Origin of the sequence: Pseudomonas sp. NY15435 (assembly GCF_048068295.1) — a bacterium.
Taxonomy (GTDB): Bacteria; Pseudomonadota; Gammaproteobacteria; order Pseudomonadales; family Pseudomonadaceae; genus Pseudomonas.
In genome coordinates, this window is sequence record NZ_JBLUQA010000013.1 from 85,197 (window position 1) to 111,157 (window position 25,961).

Here is a 25,961-nt window from a genome sequence, read left to right on the forward strand (position 1 = left end):
TCAGCGCCTTTGTAGGAGCGAGCTTGCTCGCGAACCCGCGTGACGCTGCGGCATGCCGAAAAATTCTTCGCGAGCAAGCTCGCTCCTACGAGAGCAAAAGCGTTCATGCGCGCTCCCGCAGGATCAGGTCGGCGGCGTGTTGCGGCATGCTGTAGAGATCGGCGCTGTCGGCGAAGGCCAGGCCATTGCGCGACCAGTCGGCACGCGCCACGTCGTCTTCCAGCATGTCCTTGAGCATGGCGTTCAGGCGCTCCTGCTCGAAGGGCGACGGCACCACGCGCCCGGCGTTTGCCTCGTCGATGTAGTGGGCGTAGCCGCAGACGTCGGTGACCAGCACCGGCAGGCCCGCGACCAGCGCTTCCAGCAGCACGGTGCCGGTGTTTTCGTTGTAGGCCGGATGAATCAGCAGGTCGGCACCCAACAGGAAACGCGGAATATCGCTGCGCCCCTTGAGGATCTGCACGTTGTCCGACAGCCCCAGCGCCTTCACCTGCAGCAGGAACGGCTTGGGATCGTCCTGGCCAATGGCGATCAGCCGGGTGCGCTTGCGCAGCGAGCGCGGCAGCGCGGCCAGCGCCTTGAGGCTGCGGTCCAGGCCCTTGGTCTTGAAGCCGGAGCCGATCTGCACCAGCAGCAGGTCATCGTCGGCCAGCTTGAACTCGCGGCGGAATTCGGCGCGGATCTCGGCGGCGTTGGCCGGCGCGCGGCGGTCCTGGGCGATGCCCGGCGGCAGCAGGTGGAAGCGTGCCTCGGGGGTGCGGTAATGCTTGATGAACAGCGGCTGCTGGACTTCGGAGATCATCAGGATCTCGGTCTTGGACTCCGGCGCGAACACCGCCCGCTCGTAATCGGCGAAGTGCTTGTAGCGGCCCCAGCGACGGTAGAAGGAATTGCGCAGGGTCTGCGCCTTGTCCTCGAAGCAACCGTCGGCGGCGTAATAGACGTCCAGGCCGGGCATCTTGTTGAAACCGATCACCCGGTCCACCGGCGAACGCGCGAGGTCCGCCGCCAGCCAGGCGCTGAATTTCTCGTTGCGGCGGTGGTTGAACAGCGACTTCACCGGCGCCACGCGCACGTCGAAACCAGGCGGCACCTCGCCCTCCCAGATGGGCGTGTAGACGCGGATGGCGTGGCCGCGCTGCTGGCATTCCAGGGCAATGCGCATGAAGTCGCGCTGCAACCCGCCGAACGGGAAGTACTTGTAGAGGACGAAAGCCAGGGTCATCGAAGCGTCTCCGGGGCCAGCAGCAGTGCCTCCAGCTGAGTTGCCACACGCTGGGGATTCAGGCGCGTGAAGCACAGAGGCTGTTCATGCCGCAGGTCGAACTGGCGCTTGTCTTCGGCCGTCGGCTGGTAGGTGCAGGTCTTCTGCAGGCAGGGCGCGCACGAGGGCCAATCACTGGCCAGGTGCACCTGCGAGCGCCCGTAGGCGCCGGTCAGACCGGGGTTGGTCGGGCCGAACAGCGATAGCGTCGGCACGTCCAGGGCGGCGGCCAGGTGTCCGAGCCCGGTGTCGACCGCCACGCAGGCGGAAGCGCCGGCCAGTACCTTGGCCATGCCTGCGAGGCTTAATTTGGGGAGCACCGAGGCGTTTTCCAAGCCTTCGGCGAGCCGTTCGGCGCGTTGCCGCTCGGCGTCGTTGCCCCACGGCAGGCGAACCTGCCAGCCGCGCTCGCCCATGCGCTGGGCCAGCTCGCGCCAGTAGACCTCGGGCCAGTGCTTGGTCACCCAGGTGGTGCCGTGGAGGAACACCAGGTAGGGCTCGCTCTCCACCGAGTCCAGCAGGCGATTGCGGTCAAGGCCGTAGTCGCCGGTGCCGGCGGGCAGCGGATAGTCCAGCGCCTGGGCGAACAGCTGGCGCACGCGCTCGACGGCGTGCTGCCCCCAGGCAACCGGGTAGGTACGGTTATAGAAGCGGCTGGCGGCCGGCTCGCGCGCCGACTCCTTGTCCAGCCCGGCGACTGGCGTGCGGCGGCGTACGTAACGGGTCAGCCAGGCGCTCTTGAGCAGGCCCTGGGCGTCGATCACCAGGTCGTAGTCGACTTCCTTCAGGCGGCGCTTGAAGCGACTCCACTCGCCGCTCTTGATCGTCTGCCAGAGATTCTTGCGCCAGCGGCGGATCGCCACCGGGATCACCTGGGCCACCGCTGGATGCCAGGCGGGAATCTCGGCGAAGCCCTCCTCCACCACCCAGTCGAACTGGATGCCGGGAATAGCACGGGCAGCGTCGGTCAACGCCGGCAGGGTATGGATGACATCGCCCAGGGACGAAGTCTTGATCAGCAGGACCCTCATACTAGGGGCGGATGGCATTTCGTTGCGAGCCGCGTTGCTGGGCCAGATTGCGCCAGGCAAGGCGCGGAATGCAGGCAAGGGCGCTCCCCTTGTCAAATTCCGCAACGCTGCCTGGCGCAATCTGGCACGCAACCCGAAGGGACGTGGCCAGTTTGGCGCAGCCCTGCGTTACTCGTCGTTTATTTGGAACTACCAAACCTCTCTCCTCGCGCCTTGTGCTGCGCCAAACTGGCCGACGTCGCGGCCACAACGAAATGCCATCGCCCCTACCCTTCCACGTCCACCGGGTCAGCGACCAGTCGGTCCAGCGCTTCGATCACCGGGCGCGGCTTCAGCTCGCGCAGGCAGTTGTAGTGGCCGAAACGGCACACACGATCGAAGCAGGGGCTGCATTCCAGGCCGAGGCGGACGATCTCCACCTGATCGGCCAAAGGAGGAGTGAACTGCGGCGAGGTAGAACCGTAGACGGCCACCAACGGGCGGTTCAGCGCGGCGGCCACATGCATCAGGCCGGAATCGTTGGTCACCACGGCGCCGGCGCAGGACATCAGGTCGATGGCCTCGGACAGCGCGGTCTCGCCGGCAAGGTTCACCGACTCCTCGCGCAGGCCCGGAATCAGGCGCATGCGGATGTCTTCGCCACCGGGATGGTCATTCTTCGAGCCGAAGATCCACACCTGCCAGCCGGCGCGAATTTTCACCTCGGCAACCTTGGCGTAGTGCTCGGCCGGCCAGCGCTTGGCCTCGCCGAACTCGGCGCCGGGGCACAGGGCGAGCACGGGGCGGTCCAGGCTCAGGCCGAACTTGGCCAGCGCGGCCTCGCGGCTCTGCGGGTCGATGGCCAGGCGTGGCTGTGGATAAGGCTGCGGCAGCTCGGCACCCGGCTCGAATGCCAGCGCCATGAAGCGCTCGATCATCAGCGGGTAACGCTCTTTATCCAGCGTGCGGATATCGTTGAGCAGGCCGTAGCGCATCTCGCCCTTCCAGCCGGTGCGCTTGGGAATACCGGCGAAGTACGGCACCAGCGCCGACTTCAGCGAGTTGGGCAGAAGGATAGCCTGGTCGTACTGGCCCTTGAGAGTCTTGCCGATACGGCGGCGCGAGGCGATGTCCAGCACGCCGTGGCCGAGCGGGAAGCTCAGGGCCTGGCGCACCTCGGGCATGCGCTCGAGGATCGGCCGGCTCCAGTCGGGCGCCAGCACGTCGATCACGCAGTCCGGATGCTGCTGCTTCAGACACTGGAAGAGTGTCTGCGCCATCACCATGTCGCCCACCCAGGAGGGGCCTACGATCAGAATTCTCATGCCTTTTCCAGAAACGACCGGGGAGGCTCTCGCCTCCCCGTACTCCATTCATCCAACCGTGTGGCGCGTGCCCTCACGATCGGGTGCCGAGCATCGAATGCCGGCAGTCTAGCCCAGCCGATCAGCCGGCCGGGCGGATTTCGTCACTCCCTGTGACCTGGCGCAATGGCATCATGCGCCTCGCTCCTGACATCTATAGACCCGCGCAACTCAACCGACAGCGCGGGGCGCTCCGGCGAACATCATCCGCCGGATGCTGGCTCCACTGTTCAAAAAGGCCAGGGAAGGGAAATCGCAGCGAATCAGGTCAGCTCGAAGGCCTTCCACATCTGCATCACCATGCGTCGCTCGGCATGGAAGTGGTCGCCGCCCACCACGCCCGGCTGCTTCTGCAGGGACAATCGGTGAGCCGCCGCCCGGTAGGCCTTGTAGGCGTCCTGCAACTTCAGGACATCCTCGCCGGACATCAACCCGACCCGCTCCAGCGCTTCCAGAATGCGGATGTTGTCGGTGAACTCCACCAGCTCCGGATGCTGCCACGACCAGGCCAGGGCCGCGTATTGCACCATAAATTCGATATCGACGATACCACCGGCATCCTGCTTGAGATCGAACGGGGCCGCGGCCTCGAAGGCATTCGGCGCAGTGCCGGCAGCTGTGCTCGGGGTGCCGAGGTTGTCGCGCATCTTCGCGCGCATCTCGCTGACTTCCTTGCGCAGCTCGGCCAGGTCACGCTGCTGGCCGATGACTTTCGCGCGGATCGCCTCGAAAGCCTTGGCCACCCGCTGGCAGCCCGCAAGCACGCGGGCGCGCACCAGCGCCTGGTGCTCCCAGGTCCAGGCCTCGCCCAGTTGATAGGCTTCGAAAGCGCGCAACGAACTGACCAGCAGGCCGGAAGCGCCACTCGGACGCAGGCGCATGTCCACCTCGTAGAGCATGCCGGACGGCGTCTGCGCGGTGAGGAAGTGGATGATCTTCTGCCCCAGTCGCGTGTAGAACTGCGCGCCATCGATGGACTTCTCGCCGTCGGTCTCGCACTGCGGGTCGCCGTCATGGATGAACACCAGGTCCAGGTCCGAGCCGTGGCCCAGTTCCAGGCCGCCGGACTTGCCGTAGCCGATGATGATGAAGTCCGGATCGCAGGGCGTGCCATCCACGCGGGTCGGTCGCCCGTGACGCTGCACCAGTTGGTCCCAGGTCAGGCTCAGCACCTGCTCGAGGATCGCCTCGGCCAGCCAGGTCAGGTAGTCGCTGACCTTCATTAAAGGCAGCGTCCCGGCGATCTCCGAGGCGACCACGCGCAGGGCGTGGGCCAGTTTGAAGTGGCGCAGGGTTTCCATCTGCTGCTCGAGATCGTCCTCGGGGATGCGCATCAGCCGTTCGCGCAGCTCCGCGCCCAGCTCGGCAGCCTGCGGCGGACGGAACAGCCGTCCTTCATTCAACAGTTCATCGAGCAGGATGGGGAAGCGGGCAATCTGCTCGGCCACCATCGGGCTCGCCGCGCAGAGTGTCAGCAGGCGTTCCAGCGCGCCGGGGTTCTCGGTGAGCAGCACGAGATAGGCCGAGCGCCGCGCCACTGCCTCGATCAGCGGCAGCGTGCGCTCCAGCAGCACGTCCGCTGGGCCGCGCTCGGCAATCATGTTCAGCAGCCGCGGCATGAAGGCATCCAGCCGCTCGCGCCCCAGGCGCTGCATGGCCCGCACCTGCGTACCATGGCGCAGGTCGGTCAGGCGCTTCCAGGCCTGCGCAGGCTCGGCGAACCCGGCATCGGCGAACTGCCGGCAGGCGGACTCCTCGTCCACCGCCTCTTCCCACAGCGGAATCCACTCGCCGCCGATGGTGGTGTCGACCTGGCCGTCTTCGTCCTCGTCCGGATCGGCGATGACCTGACGAAAATGCCAGTCGATGCGTTCCCGCCATTGATTAGTGGCCTGATGGAAGGCCGACCAGTTGGCGAAGCCCATGATGAAGGCCACGCGGATACGCTCGAACTCGTCCTCCGGGAGCATCTGCGTCTGCCGGTCGGCGATGGCTTGCAGCGCATGCTCGGCATAGCGCAGGAATTCGTAGCCCTCGCGCAGCTCGGCGACCACCTGCGGCGGCAGGTAGCCCTGCCCTTCGAGGATGGCCAGCACGCGCAGCAATGGCCGTTGCTGCAGGCTGAGGTCGCGACCGCCGTGGATCAGCTGGAAGGCCTGGGCGATGAACTCCACCTCGCGGATGCCGCCGGCGCCCAGCTTGATGTTCTCGCTCATGCCCTTGCGCCGGACTTCCTGCTGGATCAGCTGCTTCATGGTGCGCAGCGCCTCGATGGCGGAGAAGTCCAGGTAGCGGCGGTAGACGAACGGACGCAGCAGCTCCAGCAGCCGCTGGCCGGCTTCCTGGTCACCACCAACCACGCGAGCCTTGATCATCGCGTAGCGTTCCCAGTCGCGCCCCTGATCCTGGTAGTACTGTTCCAGCGCGGCGAAGCTGTGCACCAGCGGGCCGCTGGAGCCATAGGGGCGCAGGCGCATGTCGACGCGGAAGGCGAAGCCTTCGACGGTGATCGCGTCCAGCGACTTGATCAGCTTCTGCCCCAGGCGGGTGAAGAACTCCTGGTTATCCAGTGCGCGCTTGGCGCCCTGAGTCTCGCCGCCTTCGGGGTAGCCGAAGATCAGGTCGATGTCCGAAGACAGGTTCAGCTCGCCCGCGCCCAGCTTGCCCATGCCCAGCACGATCATCTTCTGCGGCAGGCCCGATCGGTTGCCGATGGGCACGCCGAACTGCTGGCAGTGGCGCTGGTATAGCCAGGCCAGGGACTGGTCGATGCAGGCATCGGCGAGGTCCGACAGGTCGCAGCAGGTGCCGGCCAGGTCGCTGCGGCGGGTCAGGTCGCGCCAGATGATGCGCATCTGCTGGCGTCGGCGGAAACGGCGCAGGCGGCGGCCCAGTTCATCCTCGTCGGCGCAATCGGCCAGCAGCGCTTCCAGCTGCGCGCCCATCTCGCCGGGCTGCATTCCCCGCTCCAGCTCACCGGTCGCGGCGAGCTCCAATAGAAAGGCAGGATCACGCTGGACCTGCTCGGCGACGAAATCGCTACCAGCGGTGACGCGGGCGAAATCGGCATGCCGCTCGTCGGACCAGCTCTCGAAACTGGCGATCTGCTCGGGAGAAAACGCGGCGATGGCGGTGCGGAAATTCTGCTCAGCCCGCTCGGCGAGGGGCTTGAGAGTAGCCGGCAAAGCGGCCAGGGACGGCAGGCTCATGGTCTATCCTGAGTGGTCGGCGAGGCGCCGGCATTCCTGTCTTTTCGCGCCCCTGTAGTTTTACTACTAACTTTTTCTGGTGGAGGGATGTATCCGCTGGCGATTTGTAGTAAAACTACAACCCGCCGGGCGTACCCCCGGAGCACTTCCAAGAATTCGCCGCGTCGCCCACGAGGTTGGCGCAGCTATCGGCAACGATCTACTGGCTTCCGATTCTGGAAGCCTTTCCGCCCTGGAGCAAGCCATGCAAGACCTCGATCCCGTCGAAACCCAGGAATGGCTGGACGCCCTGGAATCGGTCCTGGACCGTGAAGGTGAAGACCGCGCCCATTACCTGATGACCCGTATGGGCGAGCTGGCCAGCCGGTCCGGCACCCAACTGCCCTACGCGATCACCACGCCGTATCGCAACAGCATCCCGGTCACCCACGAAGCCCGTATGCCCGGCGACCTGTTCATGGAACGCCGCATTCGCTCCCTGGTGCGCTGGAACGCCCTGGCGATGGTGATGAAGGCCAACAAGAACGACCCGGATCTGGGTGGCCACATCTCCTCCTTCGCCTCCTCGGCGACCCTGTATGACGTTGGCTTCAACTATTTCTTCCAGGCCCCGACCGACGAACACGGCGGCGACCTGGTGTTCTTCCAGGGCCACGCCTCCCCCGGCGTCTACGCCCGCGCCTTCCTCGAAGGCCGCATCAGCGAAGACCAGTTGAACAACTTCCGCCAGGAAGTGGACGGCAACGGCCTGTCTTCCTACCCGCACCCCTGGCTGATGCCGGACTTCTGGCAGTTCCCGACCGTTTCCATGGGTCTGGGCCCGATCCAGGCGATCTACCAGGCGCGCTTCATGAAGTACCTGGAAAGCCGCGGCTTCATCCCTGCCGGCAAGCAGAAGGTCTGGTGCTTCATGGGCGACGGCGAGTGCGACGAGCCCGAATCCCTGGGCGCGATCTCCCTGGCCGGCCGCGAGAAGCTGGACAACCTGATCTTTGTCATCAACTGCAACCTGCAGCGCCTCGACGGCCCGGTTCGCGGCAACGGCAAGATCATCCAGGAACTCGAAGGCGTATTCCGTGGCGCCGAGTGGAACGTCAACAAGGTGGTCTGGGGTCGCTTCTGGGACCCGCTGTTCGCCAAGGACACCGCCGGCCTGCTGCAGCAGCGCATGGACGAGGTCATCGACGGCGAGTACCAGAACTACAAGGCCAAAGACGGCGCCTACGTGCGTGAGCACTTCTTCGGTGCGCGTCCGGAACTGCTGGAGATGGTCAAGGACCTCTCCGACGAAGAGGTCTGGAAACTCAACCGTGGCGGCCACGACCCCTACAAGGTCTATGCGGCTTACCACCAGGCGGTCAACCACAAGGGCCAGCCGACCGTCATCCTGGCCAAGACCATCAAGGGTTACGGTACCGGTTCGGGCGAAGCGAAGAACATCGCGCACAACGTCAAGAAGGTCGACGTCGAGTCCCTGAAGTCGTTCCGCGACAAGTTCGACATCCCGATCAAGGATGCCGACCTGGAAAACCTGCCGTTCTACCGCCCCGAGGAAGGCAGCGCCGAAGCCAAGTACCTGGCTTCCCGCCGTGCCGCGCTGGGCGGCGTGATGCCGGTTCGCCGCGAGAAGAGCTTCCAGGTCCCGGTTCCCCCGCTGGAAACCCTCAAGGCCATGCTCGACGGCTCGGGCGACCGCGAAATCTCCACCACCATGGCCTTCGTGCGGATCATCTCGCAGCTGGTCAAGGACAAGGAACTCGGCCCGCGCATCGTCCCGATCGTGCCGGACGAAGCCCGTACCTTCGGTATGGAAGGCATGTTCCGTCAGCTGGGTATCTACTCCTCCGTCGGCCAGCTGTACGAGCCGGTGGACAAGGACCAGGTGATGTTCTACCGCGAGGACAAGAAAGGTCAGATCCTCGAGGAAGGCATCAACGAAGCCGGCGCCATGTCCAGCTGGATCGCCGCGGGTACCTCGTACTCCACGCACAACCAGCCGATGCTGCCGTTCTACATCTTCTATTCGATGTTCGGCTTCCAGCGTATCGGCGACCTGGCCTGGGCCGCTGGCGACAGTCGCGCGCACGGCTTCCTGATCGGCGGCACCGCCGGCCGTACCACCCTGAACGGTGAAGGCCTGCAGCACGAAGACGGTCACAGCCACCTGCTGGCGGCGACCATCCCGAACTGCCGCACCTACGATCCGACCTATGCCTACGAGCTGGCGGTAATCATCCGCGAAGGCTCGCGCCAGATGATCGAAGAGCAGCAGGACATCTTCTATTACATCACCGTGATGAACGAGAACTACGTCCAGCCGGCCATGCCCAAGGGCGCCGAGGAAGGCATCATCAAGGGCATGTACCTGCTCGATGAGGACAAGAAGGACGCCGCGCATCACGTGCAGCTGCTGGGTTCGGGCACCATCCTGCGCGAAGTCGAAGCCGCCGCGAAAATTCTGCGCGAAGACTTCGGCATCGGTGCCGACGTCTGGTCCGTTCCGAGCTTCAACGAACTGCGCCGCGACGGCCTGGCCGTGGAGCGCTGGAACCGCCTGCACCCGGGTCAGAAGCCCAAGCAGAGCTACGTCGAAGAGTGCCTGTCCGGCCGCAAGGGCCCGGTCATTGCCTCCACCGACTACATGAAGCTCTACGCCGAGCAGATCCGCCAGTGGGTTCCGAGCAAGGAATTCAAGGTCCTGGGTACCGACGGCTTCGGCCGCAGCGACAGCCGCCGCAAGCTGCGCGACTTCTTCGAAGTCGACCGCCACTGGGTCGTGCTGGCCGCGCTGGAAGCCCTGGCCGATCGCGGTGATATCGAACCCAAAGTGGTGGCCGAGGCCATCGCCAAGTTCGGCATCAACCCCGAAAAACGCAACCCGCTGGACTGCTGAGGAGAGGCACGATGAGCGAACTGATTCGTGTACCCGACATCGGCAATGGTCAGGGTGAAGTCATCGAACTGCTGGTCAAGGTCGGCGACACCGTCGAGGCCGACCAGAGCCTGCTGACCCTGGAATCCGACAAGGCCAGCATGGAAATCCCCTCGCCGAAAGCCGGCGTGGTGAAGAGCCTGAAGGTCAAGGTGGGCGACACCCTGAAGGAAGGCGACGAAATCCTCGAGCTGGAAGTCGAGGGTGGCTCGGCTGCCGCCGAAGCGCCCAAGGCCGAAGCTCCGGCACCGGCCGCCGAAGCACCGAAGGCAGAGGCTCCGGCCGCTGCTCCGGCGCCGGCTGCCGCGCCCGCCGCGGCCAGCGTCCAGGACATCCACGTCCCGGACATCGGCTCGGCTGGCAAGGCCAACGTCATCGAAGTCATGGTGAAAGCCGGCGATACGGTCGAAGCTGACCAGTCGCTGATCACCCTGGAGTCGGACAAGGCCAGCATGGAAATCCCCTCGCCGGCTTCCGGCGTGGTGGAAAGCGTGTCGATCAAGATCGGTGACGAAGTCGGCACCGGCGACCTGATCCTCAAGCTCAAGGTCGCGGGCGCAGCGGCCCCGGCCGCCGCTGAAGCTCCGGCTGCTGCTCCGGCTCCGGCTGCTGCTGCTCCTGCCGCAGCTCCCGCACCGGCTGCCGCAGCTCCGGGCAAAGTTTCTGGAGCTGCCCCCGAAGCCGCTCCGGTCGGCGCGCCCAGCCGTGACGGCACCAAGGTTCACGCCGGCCCCGCCGTGCGCATGGTCGCCCGTGAGTTCGGCGTCGAACTGTCCGAAGTGAAAGGCACCGGCCCCAAAGGCCGTATCCTCAAGGAAGACGTGCAGCTGTTCGTCAAAGAGCAACTGCAGCGCGCCAAATCCGGCGCGCCGGCTGGCGCTACCGGTGGCGCGGGCATCCCGCCGATTCCGGAAGTCGACTTCAGCAAGTTCGGCGAAGTGGAAGAAGTGCCGATGACCCGCCTGATGCAGGTCGGCGCTGCCAACCTTCATCGCAGCTGGCTGAACGTGCCGCACGTGACCCAGTTCGATTCGGCCGACATCACCGAGATGGAAGCCTTCCGCGTGGCCCAGAAAGCCGTCGCGGAGAAGGCTGGCGTCAAGTTGACCGTACTGCCGATCCTGCTGAAAGCCTGTGCCCACCTGCTCAAGGAAATGCCGGACTTCAACAGCTCGCTGGCGCCCAGCGGTAAAGCGCTGATCCGCAAGAAGTACGTGAACATCGGCTTCGCCGTGGACACCCCGGACGGTCTGCTGGTCCCGGTGATCAAGAACGTCGACCAGAAGAGCCTCCTGCAACTCGCCGCCGAAGCCGCCGAACTGGCCGAGAAAGCGCGCACCAAGAAGCTCTCCGCCGACGCCATGCAGGGCGCCTGCTTCACCATCTCCAGCCTCGGCCACATTGGCGGCACCGGCTTCACGCCGATCGTCAACGCGCCGGAAGTGGCGATCCTGGGTGTCAGCAAGGCAACCATGCAGCCGGTGTGGGACGGCAAGGCCTTCCAGCCGCGCCTGATGCTGCCGCTGTCGCTGTCCTACGATCACCGCGTGATCAACGGGGCAGCCGCCGCGCGCTACACCAAGCGCCTGTCCGACCTGCTGGGCGATATCCGCACCCTGCTGCTGTAAGTGTTGTAGAAGGCCGGCCCTGCGCCGGCCTTTCCTCTCGACGAGCACGCCACGCTCGTACTCTCCAGCCCTGCCGGATGGCGGGGCTTCTTTTTGTCCGGACCGGCGGTCACGCCCGGCCCCCGCCCCTGGCTCAACTTCCCACTGTGACGGCCGATACAGTCTTGGCTTGTCATGGCCCCGTGCCTCATGCAAATCTTGCCAACGCCCATAGAAGTCGGGTGGGGCGAAGTACCCCATCCAGCACCCTGGAAATCTCCCGCGCATGAAGAGCCATCCCGATGCCGCCAGCCGTCAGGCGGCCGAGGTTGTCACGCAGCTTCCCGTCCCTTCGAGGCTCGGGATGCTGCGCTTCGAGCGCCTGAACGAACCCAGCTGGACCCTGCTGTTCCTCGACCCCGGCTGCGAACGCCAGATCGGCGTGCCGGCCCAGGACCTCTGCGGCATCCTCGACGCCCCCTACGCCAGCCTGATGGAGCCCGAAGCGCGCCATCGCCTGCATGAGCAGGTACAGCAGCAATTGCTCAAGGACGGCCGCTACCGGGTGCGCTACCTGCTCCACTCGCCGCGCGGCACGCTGAACGTGCTGGAGGTCGGCGAAGCCTTCCAGCAGCACGGCCGCCAACTGCTGCACGGCTATCTGTTGCAGACCGAGGCGGACGAGCACGAGACCGAACTGGACCCGCGGCTGCTGGACCTGGAAGCCCAGAACATCCGCCTGAAGATGTCCCTGGAGATGTACCAGCGCTCCCAGGACGAGCACCTGCAGCACCTGGTGCGCTCGCGCACCCAGCAGAACCTGATCGTGCGCCTGGCGCGGCACCGCTACCTGTCCAGCGACCCGTTGCTCGAAGCTGCCCAGTTGATTGCCCAGGCCGCCTGTGAGGCCTACGACGTGGCTCGCGCCGGCATCTGGCGCCTGCACCCGGACCATCGCCTGGAAGCGGTGACCATCTACCGCCGCGACACCGACCAGTACGAAAAGCCGCAGGACATCGACGCCAGCAACTTCCCCAACTACCTCGACGCAGTCCACAGCGGCCGCGCCATCGACGCCCACAACGCCCAGCAGGACCCGCGCACCCAGGAGCTGGCGGCACGCTACCTGCGCCCGCAGGGCATCAGCGCCATGCTCGACGCCACCATCCGCGTCGGCGGCGAAGTGGTCGGCGTGCTCTGCCTGGAGCATGTCGGCGAAGTGCGAATGTGGCAGAGCGACGAGATCGCCTTCGCTGGCGAGCTGGCCGACCAGTACGCCCAGGTGTTGATGAACCACGAGCGGCGCAACGTCTCCAGCGCCCTGCACCTGTTCCAGCGCGCCGTCGAGCAGAGCGCCAGCGCCTTCCTGCTGATCGACCGCGACGGCCTGGTGGAGTACGTCAACCCGAGCTTTACCGCGATTACCCAATACGGCGCCGACGAAGTGCGCGGCCGCCGCCTGCCCGAACTGCCAGCGCTGGCGAATCTCAGCGAACTGCTGTTCGACGCACGCTCCACCCTGGTCACGCAGAACAGCTGGCAGGGCGAATTCCGCAGCCGGCGCAAGAATCTTGAGCCGTACTGGGGCCAGCTGTCGTTGTCCAAGGTCTACGACGACAAGGGCGAGCTGACCCACTACATCGGCATCTACGAAGACATCACCCAGAGCAAGCTGGCCCAGCAGCACATCGAGAAACTCGCCTACCGCGACAACCTCACCGGCCTGGCCAACCGGCACTTCTTCATCAATGCCCTGGAAGAACGCCTGCAGGTGGGCAGCGAACATTCGCTGAGCCTGCTGCTGGTGGACATCGACAACTTCAAGCGGATCAACGACAGCCTCGGCCACCAGACCGGCGACAAGCTGCTGGCCAACCTCGCCCGCCGCCTGCGCAGCAGCCTGAGCGACAGCGCCACCCTGGCACGCTTCGCCAGCAACGAGTTCGCCGTCCTGCTGGAGGAATCCGTCGCCGGTCGTGGCGAGAAGGTCGCCGCACAGATCCTCGACGTGCTCGACAAGCCGCTGTTCGTCGACAACCAGTTGATCAGCATCACCGGCTCCGTGGGCATCGCCTACGCGCCGCAGCACGGGCAGGACCCGCAGACCCTGATGAAGCATGCGGGTCTGGCGCTGCACAAGGCCAAGGCCAACGGCAAGCACCAGGTACAGACCTTCACCGAGGCGATGACCGCCGAGGCCAGCTACAAGCTGTTCGTGGAAAGCAACCTGCGCCGCGCGCTGGTGCAGGACGAACTGGCGGTGCACTACCAGCCCAAGCTGTGCCTGCGCAGCGGCGCGCTGCTGGGCCTGGAGGCACTGCTGCGCTGGCAGCACCCGGAGAAGGGCATGATCCGCCCGGACCAGTTCATCAGCGTCGCCGAGGAAACCGGGCTGATCATCCCCATCGGCAAATGGGTGATCCGCCAGGCCTGCCGCCAGGTGCGCGAGTTGGCCGCCAAGGGCCTGGGCGAGCTGCACATGGCAATCAACCTGTCGCCCAAGCAGTTCAGCGACCCGGACCTGGTCGGTTCCATCGCCGCGATCCTGCACGAGGAAAGCATTCCGGCCTGTCAGCTCGAGCTTGAACTCACTGAGAGCCTGCTGCTGGACGCCACCGACGACACCCGCCAGCAGCTGGAACGCCTGAAGAGCCTGGGCCTGACCCTGGCGATGGACGACTTCGGCACCGGTTACTCGTCGCTGAGCTACCTGAAGAAATTCCCCATCGACGTGATCAAGATCGATCGCAGCTTCATCAAGGACATCCCGGACAACCAGGACGACATGGAAATCACCTCGGCAGTGATCGCCATGGCCCACAACCTCAAGCTGCAGGTGGTCGCCGAAGGCGTCGAGACCGCCGCCCAACTGGCCTTCCTGCGGCGCAACCGCTGCGACATCGGCCAGGGCTACCTGTTCGACAAGCCCATCCCCAGCCACGACCTGTCCTCCAGCCTGCAGCGCTACCCCTGCCGCCCGCATTGAGCCGCGCTGGCACGGCGTGCCCGCAGCCATCCCCGCTGCTGGAAAAAACGCTGTAATCTTCGACGAGTACCCGAGTCTATTGCCGCCCCTATTCAGAGGAGACGAATGCCATGACCCTGCGCTCGCAAATACTTGCCCACAAGCTGGAACTGCCCAGCTCCGCCCAGGCCCTGCCGGGGCGTGAAAGCCCGATGCCGGTGCCCGAAGCGCATTACGTCAATGGCCACCCGCTGTCCGCGCCCTTCCCCGCCGGCGTGCAACAGATCGTGGTCGGCCTGGGGTGCTTCTGGGGCGCCGAGCGGCGCTTCTGGCAGCAACCCGGCGTGTGGGTCACCGCGGTGGGTTATGCCGGCGGCTTCACACCGAACCCGACCTACGACGAAGTCTGCTCCGGCCTGACCGGGCACAGCGAAGTGGTATTGGTGGCGTACGATCCGCGTGAGACCAGCATCGAGGCACTGCTGAAGGTGTTCTGGGAATCCCACGACCCGACCCAGGGCATGCGCCAGGGCAACGACACCGGCACCCAGTACCGCTCGGTGATCTACTGGTTCGACCAGGCGCAGAAAGCCGCCATCGACGCTAGCCGCGCGGCCTTCCAGAAGGAGCTCGACGCCAAGGGCTACGGCGCGATCACCACGGAGATTCGCGAAGTGCCGCCGTTCTACTACGCCGAGGCCTACCACCAGCAGTACCTGGCGAAGAATCCCAACGGCTATTGCGGCCTGGGTGGCACCGGCGTCTGCCTGCCGGCGTGACCCTGCTTTGGTAGGAGCGAGCTCGCTCGCGAATAGCGCCGCTGCGAGGCCGGTTCGCGAGCAAGCTCGCTCCTACAGGGAACAGCGTGCCCAACGGTAACGTAGGGGCAACTGTCTTCATCTGAGAATCCGCGCCTGGGTTCCACCCTCTCCCTTCAGGGAGAGGGTGGGCCGGCACGATATCCCATGTAGGAGCGGACTCCGTCCGCGATCGCCCTGCCCCGCGCCATATCTCGGGATCACCATGAAAAAGCCCCGACACTGCCGGGGCTTTTTTTCATTCGGCGATCAGCCAGTCCACCTGGCTGCTGCCGTCACTCTGCGCCAGGGTATCCGCCAACCACGGCAACAGGCCGCGCAGCTCTTCATCCAGTGGCCACGGCGGGTTGGCGATCACCAGCCCCGAGCCGTTCAAACGGTCAGCCGTGTCGGCCGGATGCACACACAGCTCCACGCGCAGCATCTTCGGCGCCGAGCTCTTTTCCAGGCGCTGGTAGAAACGCTTGAGCTGGCGGCGGTCCTTGATCGGGTACCAGATCGCGACCACGGTCTGGCGCATGCGGCCGATCGCTTCGTCGAGCGCGCTCACGCAGCGCTCCAGGTCATCCGGCTGCTCGAAGGGCGGGTCGATCAGCAGAACGCCGCGCTTTTCCGCGACCGGCAGGAAGGCACGGGGCAGCAACCAACCGTCACCCTGATGCACCGAGATGCGGCGCTCACCAGCCATGTTGGCCTTGAGCATACGACCATCTTCAGGATGCAGCTCGTTGAGCATCACCCGATCCTGCGGACGGGTCAGGCGGCGCGCCAGCTCCGGGGAGCCTGGGTAGAACTCCAGGCCACCATCGGGATTCAGCGCACTGACGACGCCCAGGTAGTCCTGCAGCAGCTCCGGCAGGTCATCGCGCTCGTACAGGCGGCCGATGCCCGACTCCCACTCTCCGGTGCGGCTGGCTTCGTCGCCCAGCAGGTCGTAGAGGCCGATGCCGGAATGGCTGTCGAGGTAGGCGAAGGGCGTGTCCTTGCGCGCCATCAGCGCGAAGATGCGGGCGAGAACGATGTGTTTCAGCACGTCGGCGTGGTTGCCGGCGTGGTAGGCGTGGCGGTAGTTCATGGATAGCAGGCTCCTCAAGGCGCGCAGTTTAGGTCCTGGGGCGGGTGTGGTGCGAGTCCGCCGTCGCCGGGGCCCGCCGGGAAGCCGGGCGTTTTAGCCCTTTATCACGCTCGTGGATGATTCTGTGCGCGCTTCATTCACCAGACTAGACTGCGGCGATTCCCACGGAGGTCGATCCATGTCCGAGACCCTGCTCAGCTCCCGCAACCTCGCTTTCGAACTCTACGAAGTGCTCGACGCCGAGGCCCTGACCCAGCGCGAACGCTTCACCGACCACAACCGCGAGACCTTCGACGCCGCCCTGGGCACCGCCCGCGGCATCGCCGAGGAGCTGTTCGCTCCGCACAACCGCAAGAACGACGAGAACGAACCACAGTACGTCGACGGCGGCGCGGTGCTGATCCCGGAAGTGAAGCCGGCGGTGGACGCCTTCAACGAGGCCGGTTTCCAGAATGCCTCGCGCAGCTTCGAACAGGGTGGCATGCAGTTGCCGCACCTGCTGTCGCGCGCCTGCTTCGCGCACTTCCAGTCGGCCAACATCGCCACCTCGTCCTACCCGATGCTGAGCATGGGCGCCAGCCACCTGATCGAGACCTTCGGCAGCGAGGAGCAGAAACGCCTGTTCCTGCAACCGATGATCGAGGCGCGCTTCTTCGGCACCATGGCGCTCACCGAGCCGCACGCCGGCTCGTCCCTGGCCGACATCCGCACCCGCGCAGAACCGGCAGCCGACGGCAGCTACCGGATCAAGGGCAACAAGATCTTCATCTCCGGCGGCGACCATCCGCTGTCGGACAACATCGTGCACATGGTCCTGGCCAAGCTGCCGGACGCCCCACCCGGCGTGAAAGGCATCAGCCTGTTCATCGTGCCCAAGTTCCTGGTCAACGACGACGGCTCCCTCGGCGCGCGCAACGACGTGACCCTGGCCGGCCTGTTCCACAAGATGGGTTGGCGCGGCACCACCTCCACCGCGCTGAACTTCGGCGACAAGGGCGAGTGCGTCGGTTACCTGGTGGGCAAGCCGCACCACGGCCTGGCCTACATGTTCCAGATGATGAACGAGGCGCGCATCGGTGTCGGCATGGGCGCGATCATGCTCGGCTACGCCGGCTACCTGTACTCGCTGGAATACGCCCGCGAGCGCCCACAGGGCCGCCCGGTGGACGCCAAGGACCCGACCTCCGCGCCGGTCTCGATCATCCAGCACACCGACGTCAAGCGCATGCTGCTGACTCAGAAGGCCTATGTCGAGGGCGCCTTCGACCTCGGCCTGTATGCCTCGCGACTGGTGGACGACTGCGAGACGCTGGCGACCGAGGAAGAACGCAAACAGGCCCACGAACTGTTGGACCTGCTGACCCCGATCGTCAAATCCTGGCCCTCGGAGTTCTGCCTGAAGGCCAACGAACTGGCGATCCAGATCCTCGGCGGCCACGGCTACACCCGCGAATACCCGGTGGAGCAGTACTACCGCGACAACCGCCTGAACCCGATCCACGAAGGCACCCACGGTATCCAGTCGCTGGACCTGCTGGGCCGCAAGCTCGCGCAGAACAACGGCGCCGGCCTCAAGCAGCTGACCCGCCTGATCAACCAGACCTGCGAGCGCGCCCAGGCGCACGCCTCGCTGGACAAGCTGCGCGAGCCGCTGGAGCAACTGATGGCGCGCCTGTCCGCGACCACCCTGAGCCTGCTCGGCGACCTGATGCAGGGCCGCGTAGCCCAGGGCCTGGCCAACTCCGCGCTGTACCTGAAGGTCTTCGGCCACGCCGTGATCGGCTGGCGCTGGCTGGAGCAGGCCATCCGCGCCGAAGAGGGCCTTGCACGAGGCGATGCTTCGGACACCGACTTCTACCGCGGCAAGCTGCAGGCCGCGCGCTACTTCCTGACCTGGGAAGTGCCGTCCTGCCACCATGACCTGGCGCTGCTCGAAGCCCGCGACGACACCTGTTCCACCATGCAGGACGCCTGGTTCTAAGCGTCTCGTATGTCCCTTATGCCCCGGTCACGTCCGGGGCTTTTTTATGCCCGTCGCAGTGCATCCAGCGCCAACTTCGCCCTTCATTGAGGAAGCGCCCGCTTTAACCATCCGATTTGCCTGACAGATAAATCCATCCGCATTCCGTTGAATGGCGCCCGCGTCCGTCCTCAACGAGCTTTGCCATGCCACCTCTGTCGACTCGCCAATACCTGGCCCCCCGATTCCTTTTGCCCCTGCTCGCCACCTCCATCGCGCTCGGTTGCGTGGTCTTTCTGTTCCGGCCGACCTCGATGGACGACCTGCCAACCACCGCCGCCTTGCCACAACGCATGGACCACGCACTGGATACCGCGCCGATCTATAGCGAGCCGGGCGCCGAGGCGCACCAGCACGCCAGGGACTTTCTCGACGCCATCGACAAGGCAATCGGCAATGGCGTGGAACTGCTGCGCGGCGCTGATGGCACATCGATCCAGGCACAGAGCCGCTACTTCAACGCCCTGGTGAACGCCGGCTACGCCCAGTTCGGCTCCTCGTACTACGAGCCATTGGGCAGTTGCGGGGCCGCCGGCAGTTCGGCCCGCAACGTATGGCATGCGCAGATTCGTTCAGCAAACAGCCCAGCCGACAACAAAACCGTCAGCGAAGTCCGCAAGGCGCTGGCCACCTTGCAGCGGGACCGCGACAACTGCCTGGATGCCGCTCACCCACTCCCTGAAGAGGGGCTGACCTGGACGCCCGAGCCGCTGATCCAGAGCAGCCCGTTGCCTGACTGGGAGCACACCGTCGGCTGGTCCGACAGCGCCGCGGGCTGGCCAGCAACTAACCTTTGACAGCCTTGTAAATCCGCAGGTTAGAATCAATTGGCATGCGGCCTGCATCCTCAATCACGTAGCGTCGCCACTCCCCCATTCCCCAGGAGGTCGACACCTTGGATGCCGTGGCCATCAACAGCTATTTCCTGATCGCTGCTGTGCTGATCGGCATGAGCATCCTGGTCAGCTCGCTGTCCTCGCGCCTGGGCATCCCGATCCTGGTCATTTTCCTCGCCGTGGGCATGATCGCGGGCACCGACGGCCCCGGCGGCATTGGCTTCTCGAACTACCCCATGGCTTATCTGGTGGGCAACCTGGCGCTGGCGGTGATTCTGCTGGACGGCGGTTTGCGCACACGGGTATCGAGCTTCCGCGTAGCCCTCTGGCCGGCGCTGTCACTGGCAACCGCCGGCGTGCTGATCACCGCAGGGCTCACTGGCATCGCCGCCGCCTGGCTGTTCAAGCTGAGCTGGATGGAGGGCCTGCTGATTGGCGCCATCGTCGGCTCCACCGACGCCGCGGCAGTATTCTCGCTGCTGGGCGGCAAGGGCCTGAACGAGCGGGTCACTGCGACCCTGGAAATCGAATCCGGCAGCAACGATCCCATGGCGGTGTTCCTCACCGTCACCCTGATCGACATGCTCGCCCATGGCGAGAGTGGCCTGTCCTGGAGCTTCCTCTGGCACTTCCTGCGCGAGTTCGGCATCGGCTCGGTGCTGGGGCTGGCCGGCGGCTGGCTGCTGCTGCAGGTAATCAACCGCATCCACCTGGCCAACGGCCTCTACCCGCTGCTGGCGATCAGCGGTGGCCTGCTGATCTTCGCCCTGGCCAACGCGGTGCACGGCAGCGGCATCCTTGCCATCTATCTGTGCGGCCTGGTGCTGGGCAACCAACCGATCCGCTCGCGCCACGGCATCATGCACATGCTCGACGGCATGGCGTGGCTGGCGCAGATCGGCATGTTCCTGGTGCTGGGCCTGCTGGTCACGCCCCACGACCTCTGGCCCATCGCCCTGCCCGCCCTGGGACTGGCGCTATGGATGATCCTCTTCGCCCGCCCGCTGTCGGTGCTGGTCGGGCTGTTCCCGTTCCGCGCCTTCCACGGCCGCGAGAAAGCCTTCATTGCCTGGGTCGGACTGCGCGGCGCGGTACCGATCATCCTCGCCGTGTTCCCGCTGATGGCCGGCCTGCCCAATGCGCAGCTGTTCTTCAACGTGGCCTTCTTCATCGTGCTGGTTTCGCTGCTGGTGCAGGGCACCAGCCTGCCCTGGGCCGCCAAGCTGCTGCGCGTGGTGGTACCGCCGGACCCCGCGCCGATCTCCCGTGCTGGCCTGGAAGTCCACCCGACCAGCGAGTGGGAGCTGTTCGTCTACCACCTCAGCAAGGAAAAGTGGTGCATCGGCGCCGCCCTGCGCGAGCTGAAGATGCCAGAAGGCACCCGCATCGCCGCACTGTTCCGCGGCACTCAACTGCTGCACCCGTCCGGCAGTACCATCCTCGAAGCCGACGACATTCTCTGCGTGATCGGCCACGAGCATGACCTCTCCGCGCTGGGCAAGCTGTTCAGCCAGGCACCGGACCGCGGCCTGAGCGCGCGCTTCTTCGGCGACTTCGTTCTCGAAGGCGACGCCCAGCTGTCCGCCGTGGCTTCGCTCTATGGCCTGAAGCTCGAAGGCGTCGACGGCGAGCAGAACCTGGGCCGCTTCATCGCCCACGAAATCGGCGGCCAGGCGATCATCGGCGACCAGGTGGAATGGAACGGCCTGACCTGGACCGTGGCCGCCCTGGACGGGAACAAGATCCGCAAGGTCGGGGTCAAATTCCCGGAAGGTCGTCCCGGTCCGGGGCTCTTCCTCTGACCGCCCACCGGTGCCCGCTTGCGGGTGCCGGCCAGCCAGCACTACCCTCACTCCACTTTTTTCGCACGAGCCGCTGAACGCGACCATGTCATTCCTGCTGCGTACCCTTCTGACCACCGTCCTTCTGGGCGGCTCTCTCATCGGCCTGCCCGCCCTGGCCGCCGATACCTCTGTACCGAGCGCCGAAAAGGTGCAACAGAGCCTCGACAGCCTTGCCGACCGCAAGCTGGCCGACGCCGAGGCCAAGCCAATCAAGGCGAGCCTGGAAAACACCCTGAAGCTGCTGTCGGCCAAGGCAGACAGCGAGAAACAGCTGGCTGAGCTAAAGGGCCGGCTGGCCGATGCGCCCAAGCTGATCAACGAGAACCAGAAAGCGCTCAGCCGCCTCAAGGCCAGCAGCGAGAAGCCCGCCAGCCAGCGCTACAAGGACTCCAGCGCCACCCAGCTGGAAATGCTACTCAACGAACAATCCACCCAGCTCGCCGCCTGGCAGAAGGAGATGGTCGACGCCAAGAGCGAGATTCTCACCGCGCAGACTCGCCCCGAGCGGGCCCAGGCCGACCTGAGCAAGAACCAGACACGCCTGCTGGAAATCGCCGGGCTGGTCAAGGCCGGCAAGGAAGGCGCCAAGCCGATCGCCGACGAGCGCCGCAACGAACTGCTGGCCGAACAGGCCATGCTCACTTCGCAGAACCTCCTGCTGCGCCAGCAACTGGCCGGCAACAACCTGCTGCTCGACCTCGCCTCGAGCCAGCGCGACCTGCTGGCCGAGCGCATCGGCCGCGAGGAACGCGAGACCCTCGAACTGCAGGCGATGATCAGCGACAAGCGCCGCGAACAGTCCGAGAAGACCGTCGCCGAGCTGTCCAAGGATAGCCAGGCCGCCGGCACCGACAGCCTGCTGAGCCAGCAGAGCGCTGCCAACCTCAAGCTCTCCGATTACCTGCTGCGCACCACCGATCGCCTCAATACGCTGACCCGGCGCAACCTGGAGGCCAAGCAGCAACTGGACAACCTGACCCAGGGCGAACAGGCCCTGGACGAGCAGATCAACGTGCTGCGCGGCAGCCTGCTGCTGGCCAAGATTCTCTATCAGCAGAAGCAGTCACTGCCGGTCATCAGGACCGACCAGGACCTCGCCGACGAAATCGCCGACCTGCGCCTGTACCAGTTTGAGCTGAACCAGAAGCGCGACGAGATCAACAACACCCAGGTCTATCTCGACAACCTGCTGGCCCAGCAACCGCAGGAAAGCATCACCCCGCAGCTGCGCCACGACCTGGGCGAGCTGGTGGACACCCGCCTGGAGCTGATGGAGCGCCTTAACCACGAGCTGAACGCACTGCTCAACGAAGCCATTACCCTGCAGTTGAACCAGAAGCAGTTGAAGGAGACCAGCGACAGCCTGCGCGCCACCCTCGACGAGCAGATGTTCTGGATTCCCAGTAACCGGCCGCTCGACCTGTCCTGGTTCAAGATGACTCCAACGCTGCTGCACCACCAGCTCGCAGAAGTACCCTGGGGCTCGGGCGTGAAGGAGCTGGGCGAGGGACTGATCGACCGCCCCTTCCTGTTCCTGCCGCTGCTCCTGCTGGTCGCTGCGCTGCTGTGGAAGCGCCGGTTCCTCTACGACAAGCTGGAATCGCTGAACGACGATATCGGCCACTTCAAGCGCGACAGCCAGGCCCACACGCCGCTGGCCCTGCTGCTCGCCGTGCTGCTGGCACTGCCCGGCACCCTGGCCCTGGCCATTGCCGGCCTCGCCCTGCTGCTCGACGCCCGCGGGCAGAACGCCACCCTGGGTAGCGCACTGCTGGAAATGGCGCAGGTCTGGCTGGTGTTCTACACCGCACACCGCATCCTGCGTCCCGGCGGCATCGCCGAGCGGCACTTCCACTGGAGCCAGCCACAGGTGCAGTTCCTCGGTAAGCTGATGCGCCGACTGGGTCTTGTGGTCATGTCCCTGGTCGCAGTCGTCACCGTCGCCGAACATGCCCCGGCATCGCTGGCCGATGACGTGATCGGGATCGCCGTGGTGCTGTTCGGCTATGGCGCCATGACCTGGCTGCTCGCCCAACTGCTGTTCAACAGCCCGTCCAGCGAGCGCCCATCGATGATCAAGATGATCGTCGGCCTGGGCTTCACCGCCCTGCCGGTGGCACTGTTCCTCGCCGTGGGCTTCGGCTACTACTACACCGCGCTCAAGCTCACCGACCGGCTGATCGATACCCTGTTCCTGCTGATGTTCTGGATGGTGGTGGAAGCCACCTTCGTCCGCGGCATGGGCGTGGCCGCCCGCCGCCTGGCCTACCAGCGCGCGCTGTCGAAGCGGCAGAACGCGCCCAAGGAAGGCATGGAAGGCACGGAGGTGGTCGAGGAACCGACCCTGGGCATCGAGCAGATCAACGAACAGTCCATGCGCCTGATCCGCCTGGGCCTGCTGATCGGCTTCGTGGTCACCCTGTACTGGGTCTGGGCCGACCTGATCAGCGTGGTCTCCTACCTCGACAACGTGACCCTCTACCAGTACACAAGCGGCACCGGCGACGCGGCGTCCACCACGCCGATCAGCCTCAGCGACTTCATCATGGCGCTGGTGATCGCCGCCGTGACCGTCGCCCTCGCGCGCAACCTGCCCGGCCTGCTGGAAGTACTGGTGCTGCAGCGCCTGACCCTGGCCCAGGGCAGTACCTACGCCATCACTACCCTGTTGTCCTACACCATCAGCGGCATCGGCTTCGTCAGCGCGCTGTCCACCCTCGGGGTCAGCTGGGACAAGCTGCAATGGCTGGTGGCCGCGCTGTCGGTCGGCCTCGGTTTCGGCCTGCAGGCGATCTTCTCCAACTTCGTCTCCGGCCTGATCATCCTCTTCGAGCGTCCGGTGCGGATCGGCGACGTGGTCACCATCGGCACACTGTCCGGCACCGTCAGCCGGATCCGCATCCGCGCCACCACCATCACCGACTTCGACCGCAAGGAAATCATCGTCCCCAACCAGACCTTCATCACCGGGCAACTGGTGAACTGGTCGCTGAGCGATACCGTCACGCGGGTCACCATCAAGATCGGCCTGGCTTACGAGAGCGACCTGCCACTGGCGCGCAAGATCATGCTGGAGGCTGCCCACGCCAACCCGCGCATCCTCCGCGACCCGGAGCCGGTGCTGTACTTCACCACCATCAGCGCCAGCACCTTCGACTATGAACTGCGCTTCCACGTGCGCGAGCTGGGCGACCGCAACCCGGCGGTCGATGAGACCCTCACCCGCATCGCCCTGGCCTTCCGCGAAGCCGGCATCGATATGGCCTTCAACCAGGTCGACGTGTTCCTGAAAAACTTCCAGGGCCAGGAAGCCCAGGTCATCGTCGGCCAGCAGCAACCCGCCGCCACGCCGGTGAAGCTGCCCGCTCCCCAGGACAAGCCCAGCGGCGACAAGGCCTGAGGGTGGACGCCTTCGGAGAAGTCCGAGCACAATGCTCGGACTTGTACCGGAGATGCGCGTGAAAAAGCTCGACGAACTGACCTTCGATAACCGCTTCGCCCGCCTGGGCGACGTGTTCTCTACCCAGGTCCTGCCCGACCCCATCGCCGACCCGCGCCTGGTGGTCGCCAGCCCAGCCGCCATGGCCCTGCTCGACCTCGACCCGAGCGAGGCAGACAACCCGCTGTTCGCTGAAATCTTCGCCGGCCACAAGCTCTGGGAAGAAGCCGATCCGCGCGCCATGGTCTATTCCGGGCACCAGTTCGGCTCCTACAACCCCCGCCTGGGCGATGGCCGCGGCCTGTTGTTGGGTGAAGTGGTGAACGAGGCCGGCGAGCACTGGGACCTTCACCTGAAAGGCGCCGGACAGACGCCCTACTCGCGCATGGGCGATGGCCGCGCCGTGCTGCGCTCGTCGATCCGCGAATTCCTCGCCAGCGAGTACCTCGCCGCCCTGGGGATCCCCAGCAGCCGCGCCCTGTGCGTGACCGGCTCCAGCACCACGGTATGGCGCGAGACCAAGGAAACCGGCGCGATGCTGCTGCGCATGGCCCCCAGCCACGTACGCTTCGGCCACTTCGAGTACTTCTACTACACCAAGCAGGAAGAACACCTGCGCAGCCTCGGCGAGTTCGTCCTCAAGTCGTACTACCCGCAGTGCCTGGACGACGATAAGCCGTACCTGGCTTTCTTCCGCGAAGTGGTCGAGCGCAACGCCGAAATGATCGCCTTCTGGCAGGCCTACGGTTTCTGCCACGGCGTGATGAATACCGACAACATGTCGATCCTGGGCATCACCTTCGACTACGGCCCCTACGCCTTCCTCGACGACTTCGACGCCAACCACATCTGCAACCATTCCGACGACACCGGTCGCTATTCCTTCAGCAACCAGGTGCCCATCGCCCACTGGAATCTCGCCGCGCTCGGCCAGGCGCTGACGCCCTTCGTCGAAGTGGACGACCTGCGCGCCACGCTGGACCTGTTCCTGCCGCTCTACCAGGCGAACTACCTGCACCTGATGCGCCAACGCCTCGGCCTCACCACTGCCGAAGAGGGTGATCTGGAACTGGTGCAGCGCCTGCTGCAGACCATGCAGAAGGGCGCGGTGGACTACTCGCTGTTCTTCCGCCGCCTCGGCGAACAGGCACCCGAGCAAGCACTGGCCGTGGTCCGCGAGGACTTCGTCGACCTCGCCGGTTTCGACGCCTGGACCGCCGACTACCAGGCCCGTGCCGAACGCGAAGGCGGCAGCCAGGACCAACGCCGCGCCCGCATGCACGCGGTCAACCCGCTCTACGTACTGCGCAACTACCTCGCCCAGCAAGCCATCACAGCCGCTGAACAGGGCGACTTCAGCGTGGTGCGTCGTCTGCACGAAGTGCTCAGCAAGCCCTTCGAAGAGCAGCCCGACGCCGAAGTCTTCACCCGCCGCCCGCCGGACTGGGGCAAGCATCTGGAGATCAGTTGCTCGTCCTGAGCCGGTTATAAGCTCAGCGAAAAGCGATCTAGCGGCGCCCCGGCCACATTGCTCCCGGTCATTGACCAGGGCCGGGCGCCGCTCGCATCCTCGGGGCT

The 25,961-nt window shown here is 65.4% G+C and carries 14 protein-coding genes; 9 read left to right on the top strand and 5 right to left on the bottom strand.

The annotated features are described in order from the left end of the window. Positions 1-103 precede the first annotated feature (103 nt). The 4 genes from ACNFH5_RS25490 to glnE all read right to left on the bottom strand — a co-directional run bounded on the left by ACNFH5_RS25490 (position 104) and on the right by glnE (position 6,847). Complete coding sequence (locus ACNFH5_RS25490; protein WP_416750865.1) at positions 104-1,225, bottom strand: glycosyltransferase family 4 protein; 1,122 nt, start codon at positions 1,223-1,225, stop codon at positions 104-106. After that, positions 1,222-2,295: a lipopolysaccharide heptosyltransferase I gene (gene waaC, locus ACNFH5_RS25495; protein WP_416750868.1), complete on the bottom strand. Its 1,074-nt coding sequence runs from the start codon at positions 2,293-2,295 to the stop codon at positions 1,222-1,224. Before waaC ends, ACNFH5_RS25490 begins: the two co-directional genes overlap by 4 nt. A 266-nt stretch (positions 2,296-2,561) precedes the next feature. After that, positions 2,562-3,599, bottom strand: a complete 1,038-nt coding sequence (gene waaF, locus ACNFH5_RS25500; protein WP_416750870.1) for a lipopolysaccharide heptosyltransferase II — start codon at positions 3,597-3,599, stop codon at positions 2,562-2,564. A gap of 302 nt (positions 3,600-3,901) precedes the next feature. Next, complete coding sequence (gene glnE / locus ACNFH5_RS25505; protein ID WP_416750872.1) at positions 3,902-6,847, bottom strand: bifunctional [glutamate--ammonia ligase]-adenylyl-L-tyrosine phosphorylase/[glutamate--ammonia-ligase] adenylyltransferase; 2,946 nt, start codon at positions 6,845-6,847, stop codon at positions 3,902-3,904. Between the two features lie 244 nt (positions 6,848-7,091). On the opposite strand from glnE, the gene aceE reads away from it, so the two are divergent. The 4 genes from aceE to msrA all read left to right on the top strand — a co-directional run bounded on the left by aceE (position 7,092) and on the right by msrA (position 15,130). Further along, positions 7,092-9,740, top strand: a complete 2,649-nt coding sequence (gene aceE, locus ACNFH5_RS25510) for a pyruvate dehydrogenase (acetyl-transferring), homodimeric type (protein WP_045216080.1) — start codon at positions 7,092-7,094, stop codon at positions 9,738-9,740. Positions 9,741-9,751: 11 nt separating this feature from the next. After that, complete coding sequence (gene aceF / locus ACNFH5_RS25515; RefSeq protein ID WP_416750875.1) at positions 9,752-11,407, top strand: dihydrolipoyllysine-residue acetyltransferase; 1,656 nt, start codon at positions 9,752-9,754, stop codon at positions 11,405-11,407. Between the two features lie 265 nt (positions 11,408-11,672). Then, complete coding sequence (locus ACNFH5_RS25520) at positions 11,673-14,372, top strand: putative bifunctional diguanylate cyclase/phosphodiesterase (RefSeq protein WP_416750877.1); 2,700 nt, start codon at positions 11,673-11,675, stop codon at positions 14,370-14,372. A 110-nt stretch (positions 14,373-14,482) separates the two neighbouring features. Continuing rightward, on the top strand, positions 14,483-15,130 hold the full coding sequence (gene msrA / locus ACNFH5_RS25525) for a peptide-methionine (S)-S-oxide reductase MsrA (protein WP_416750879.1): 648 nt from the start codon (positions 14,483-14,485) through the stop codon (positions 15,128-15,130). Between the two features lie 277 nt (positions 15,131-15,407). On the opposite strand, the gene ACNFH5_RS25530 is transcribed toward msrA, so the two are convergent. Continuing rightward, positions 15,408-16,244, bottom strand: a complete 837-nt coding sequence (locus tag ACNFH5_RS25530; protein ID WP_416750881.1) for a 23S rRNA (adenine(2030)-N(6))-methyltransferase RlmJ — start codon at positions 16,242-16,244, stop codon at positions 15,408-15,410. Between the two features lie 178 nt (positions 16,245-16,422). On the opposite strand from ACNFH5_RS25530, the gene ACNFH5_RS25535 reads away from it, so the two are divergent. The 5 genes from ACNFH5_RS25535 (at position 16,423) to selO (ending at position 25,863) form a co-directional block, all read left to right on the top strand. Then, positions 16,423-18,225 (top strand): acyl-CoA dehydrogenase, encoded by a 1,803-nt coding sequence (locus tag ACNFH5_RS25535; protein WP_416750883.1) that lies wholly within the window; start codon positions 16,423-16,425, stop codon positions 18,223-18,225. Positions 18,226-18,410: 185 nt separating this feature from the next. After that, a complete protein-coding gene (locus ACNFH5_RS25540; RefSeq protein WP_416750885.1) occupies positions 18,411-19,061 on the top strand; it encodes a hypothetical protein in 651 nt (216 codons plus the stop codon). 98 nt (positions 19,062-19,159) lie between these two features. Next, entirely contained in the window at positions 19,160-20,902 is a 1,743-nt protein-coding gene (locus ACNFH5_RS25545) for a potassium/proton antiporter (RefSeq protein WP_138524004.1), read from the top strand. Positions 20,903-20,987: 85 nt separating this feature from the next. Beyond that, entirely contained in the window at positions 20,988-24,344 is a 3,357-nt protein-coding gene (gene mscK, locus ACNFH5_RS25550) for a mechanosensitive channel MscK (protein WP_416750887.1), read from the top strand. A gap of 58 nt (positions 24,345-24,402) precedes the next feature. Further along, positions 24,403-25,863, top strand: coding sequence for a protein adenylyltransferase SelO (gene selO, locus ACNFH5_RS25555; RefSeq protein WP_416750890.1), 1,461 nt, complete (start codon positions 24,403-24,405; stop codon positions 25,861-25,863). Positions 25,864-25,961 lie beyond the last annotated feature (98 nt).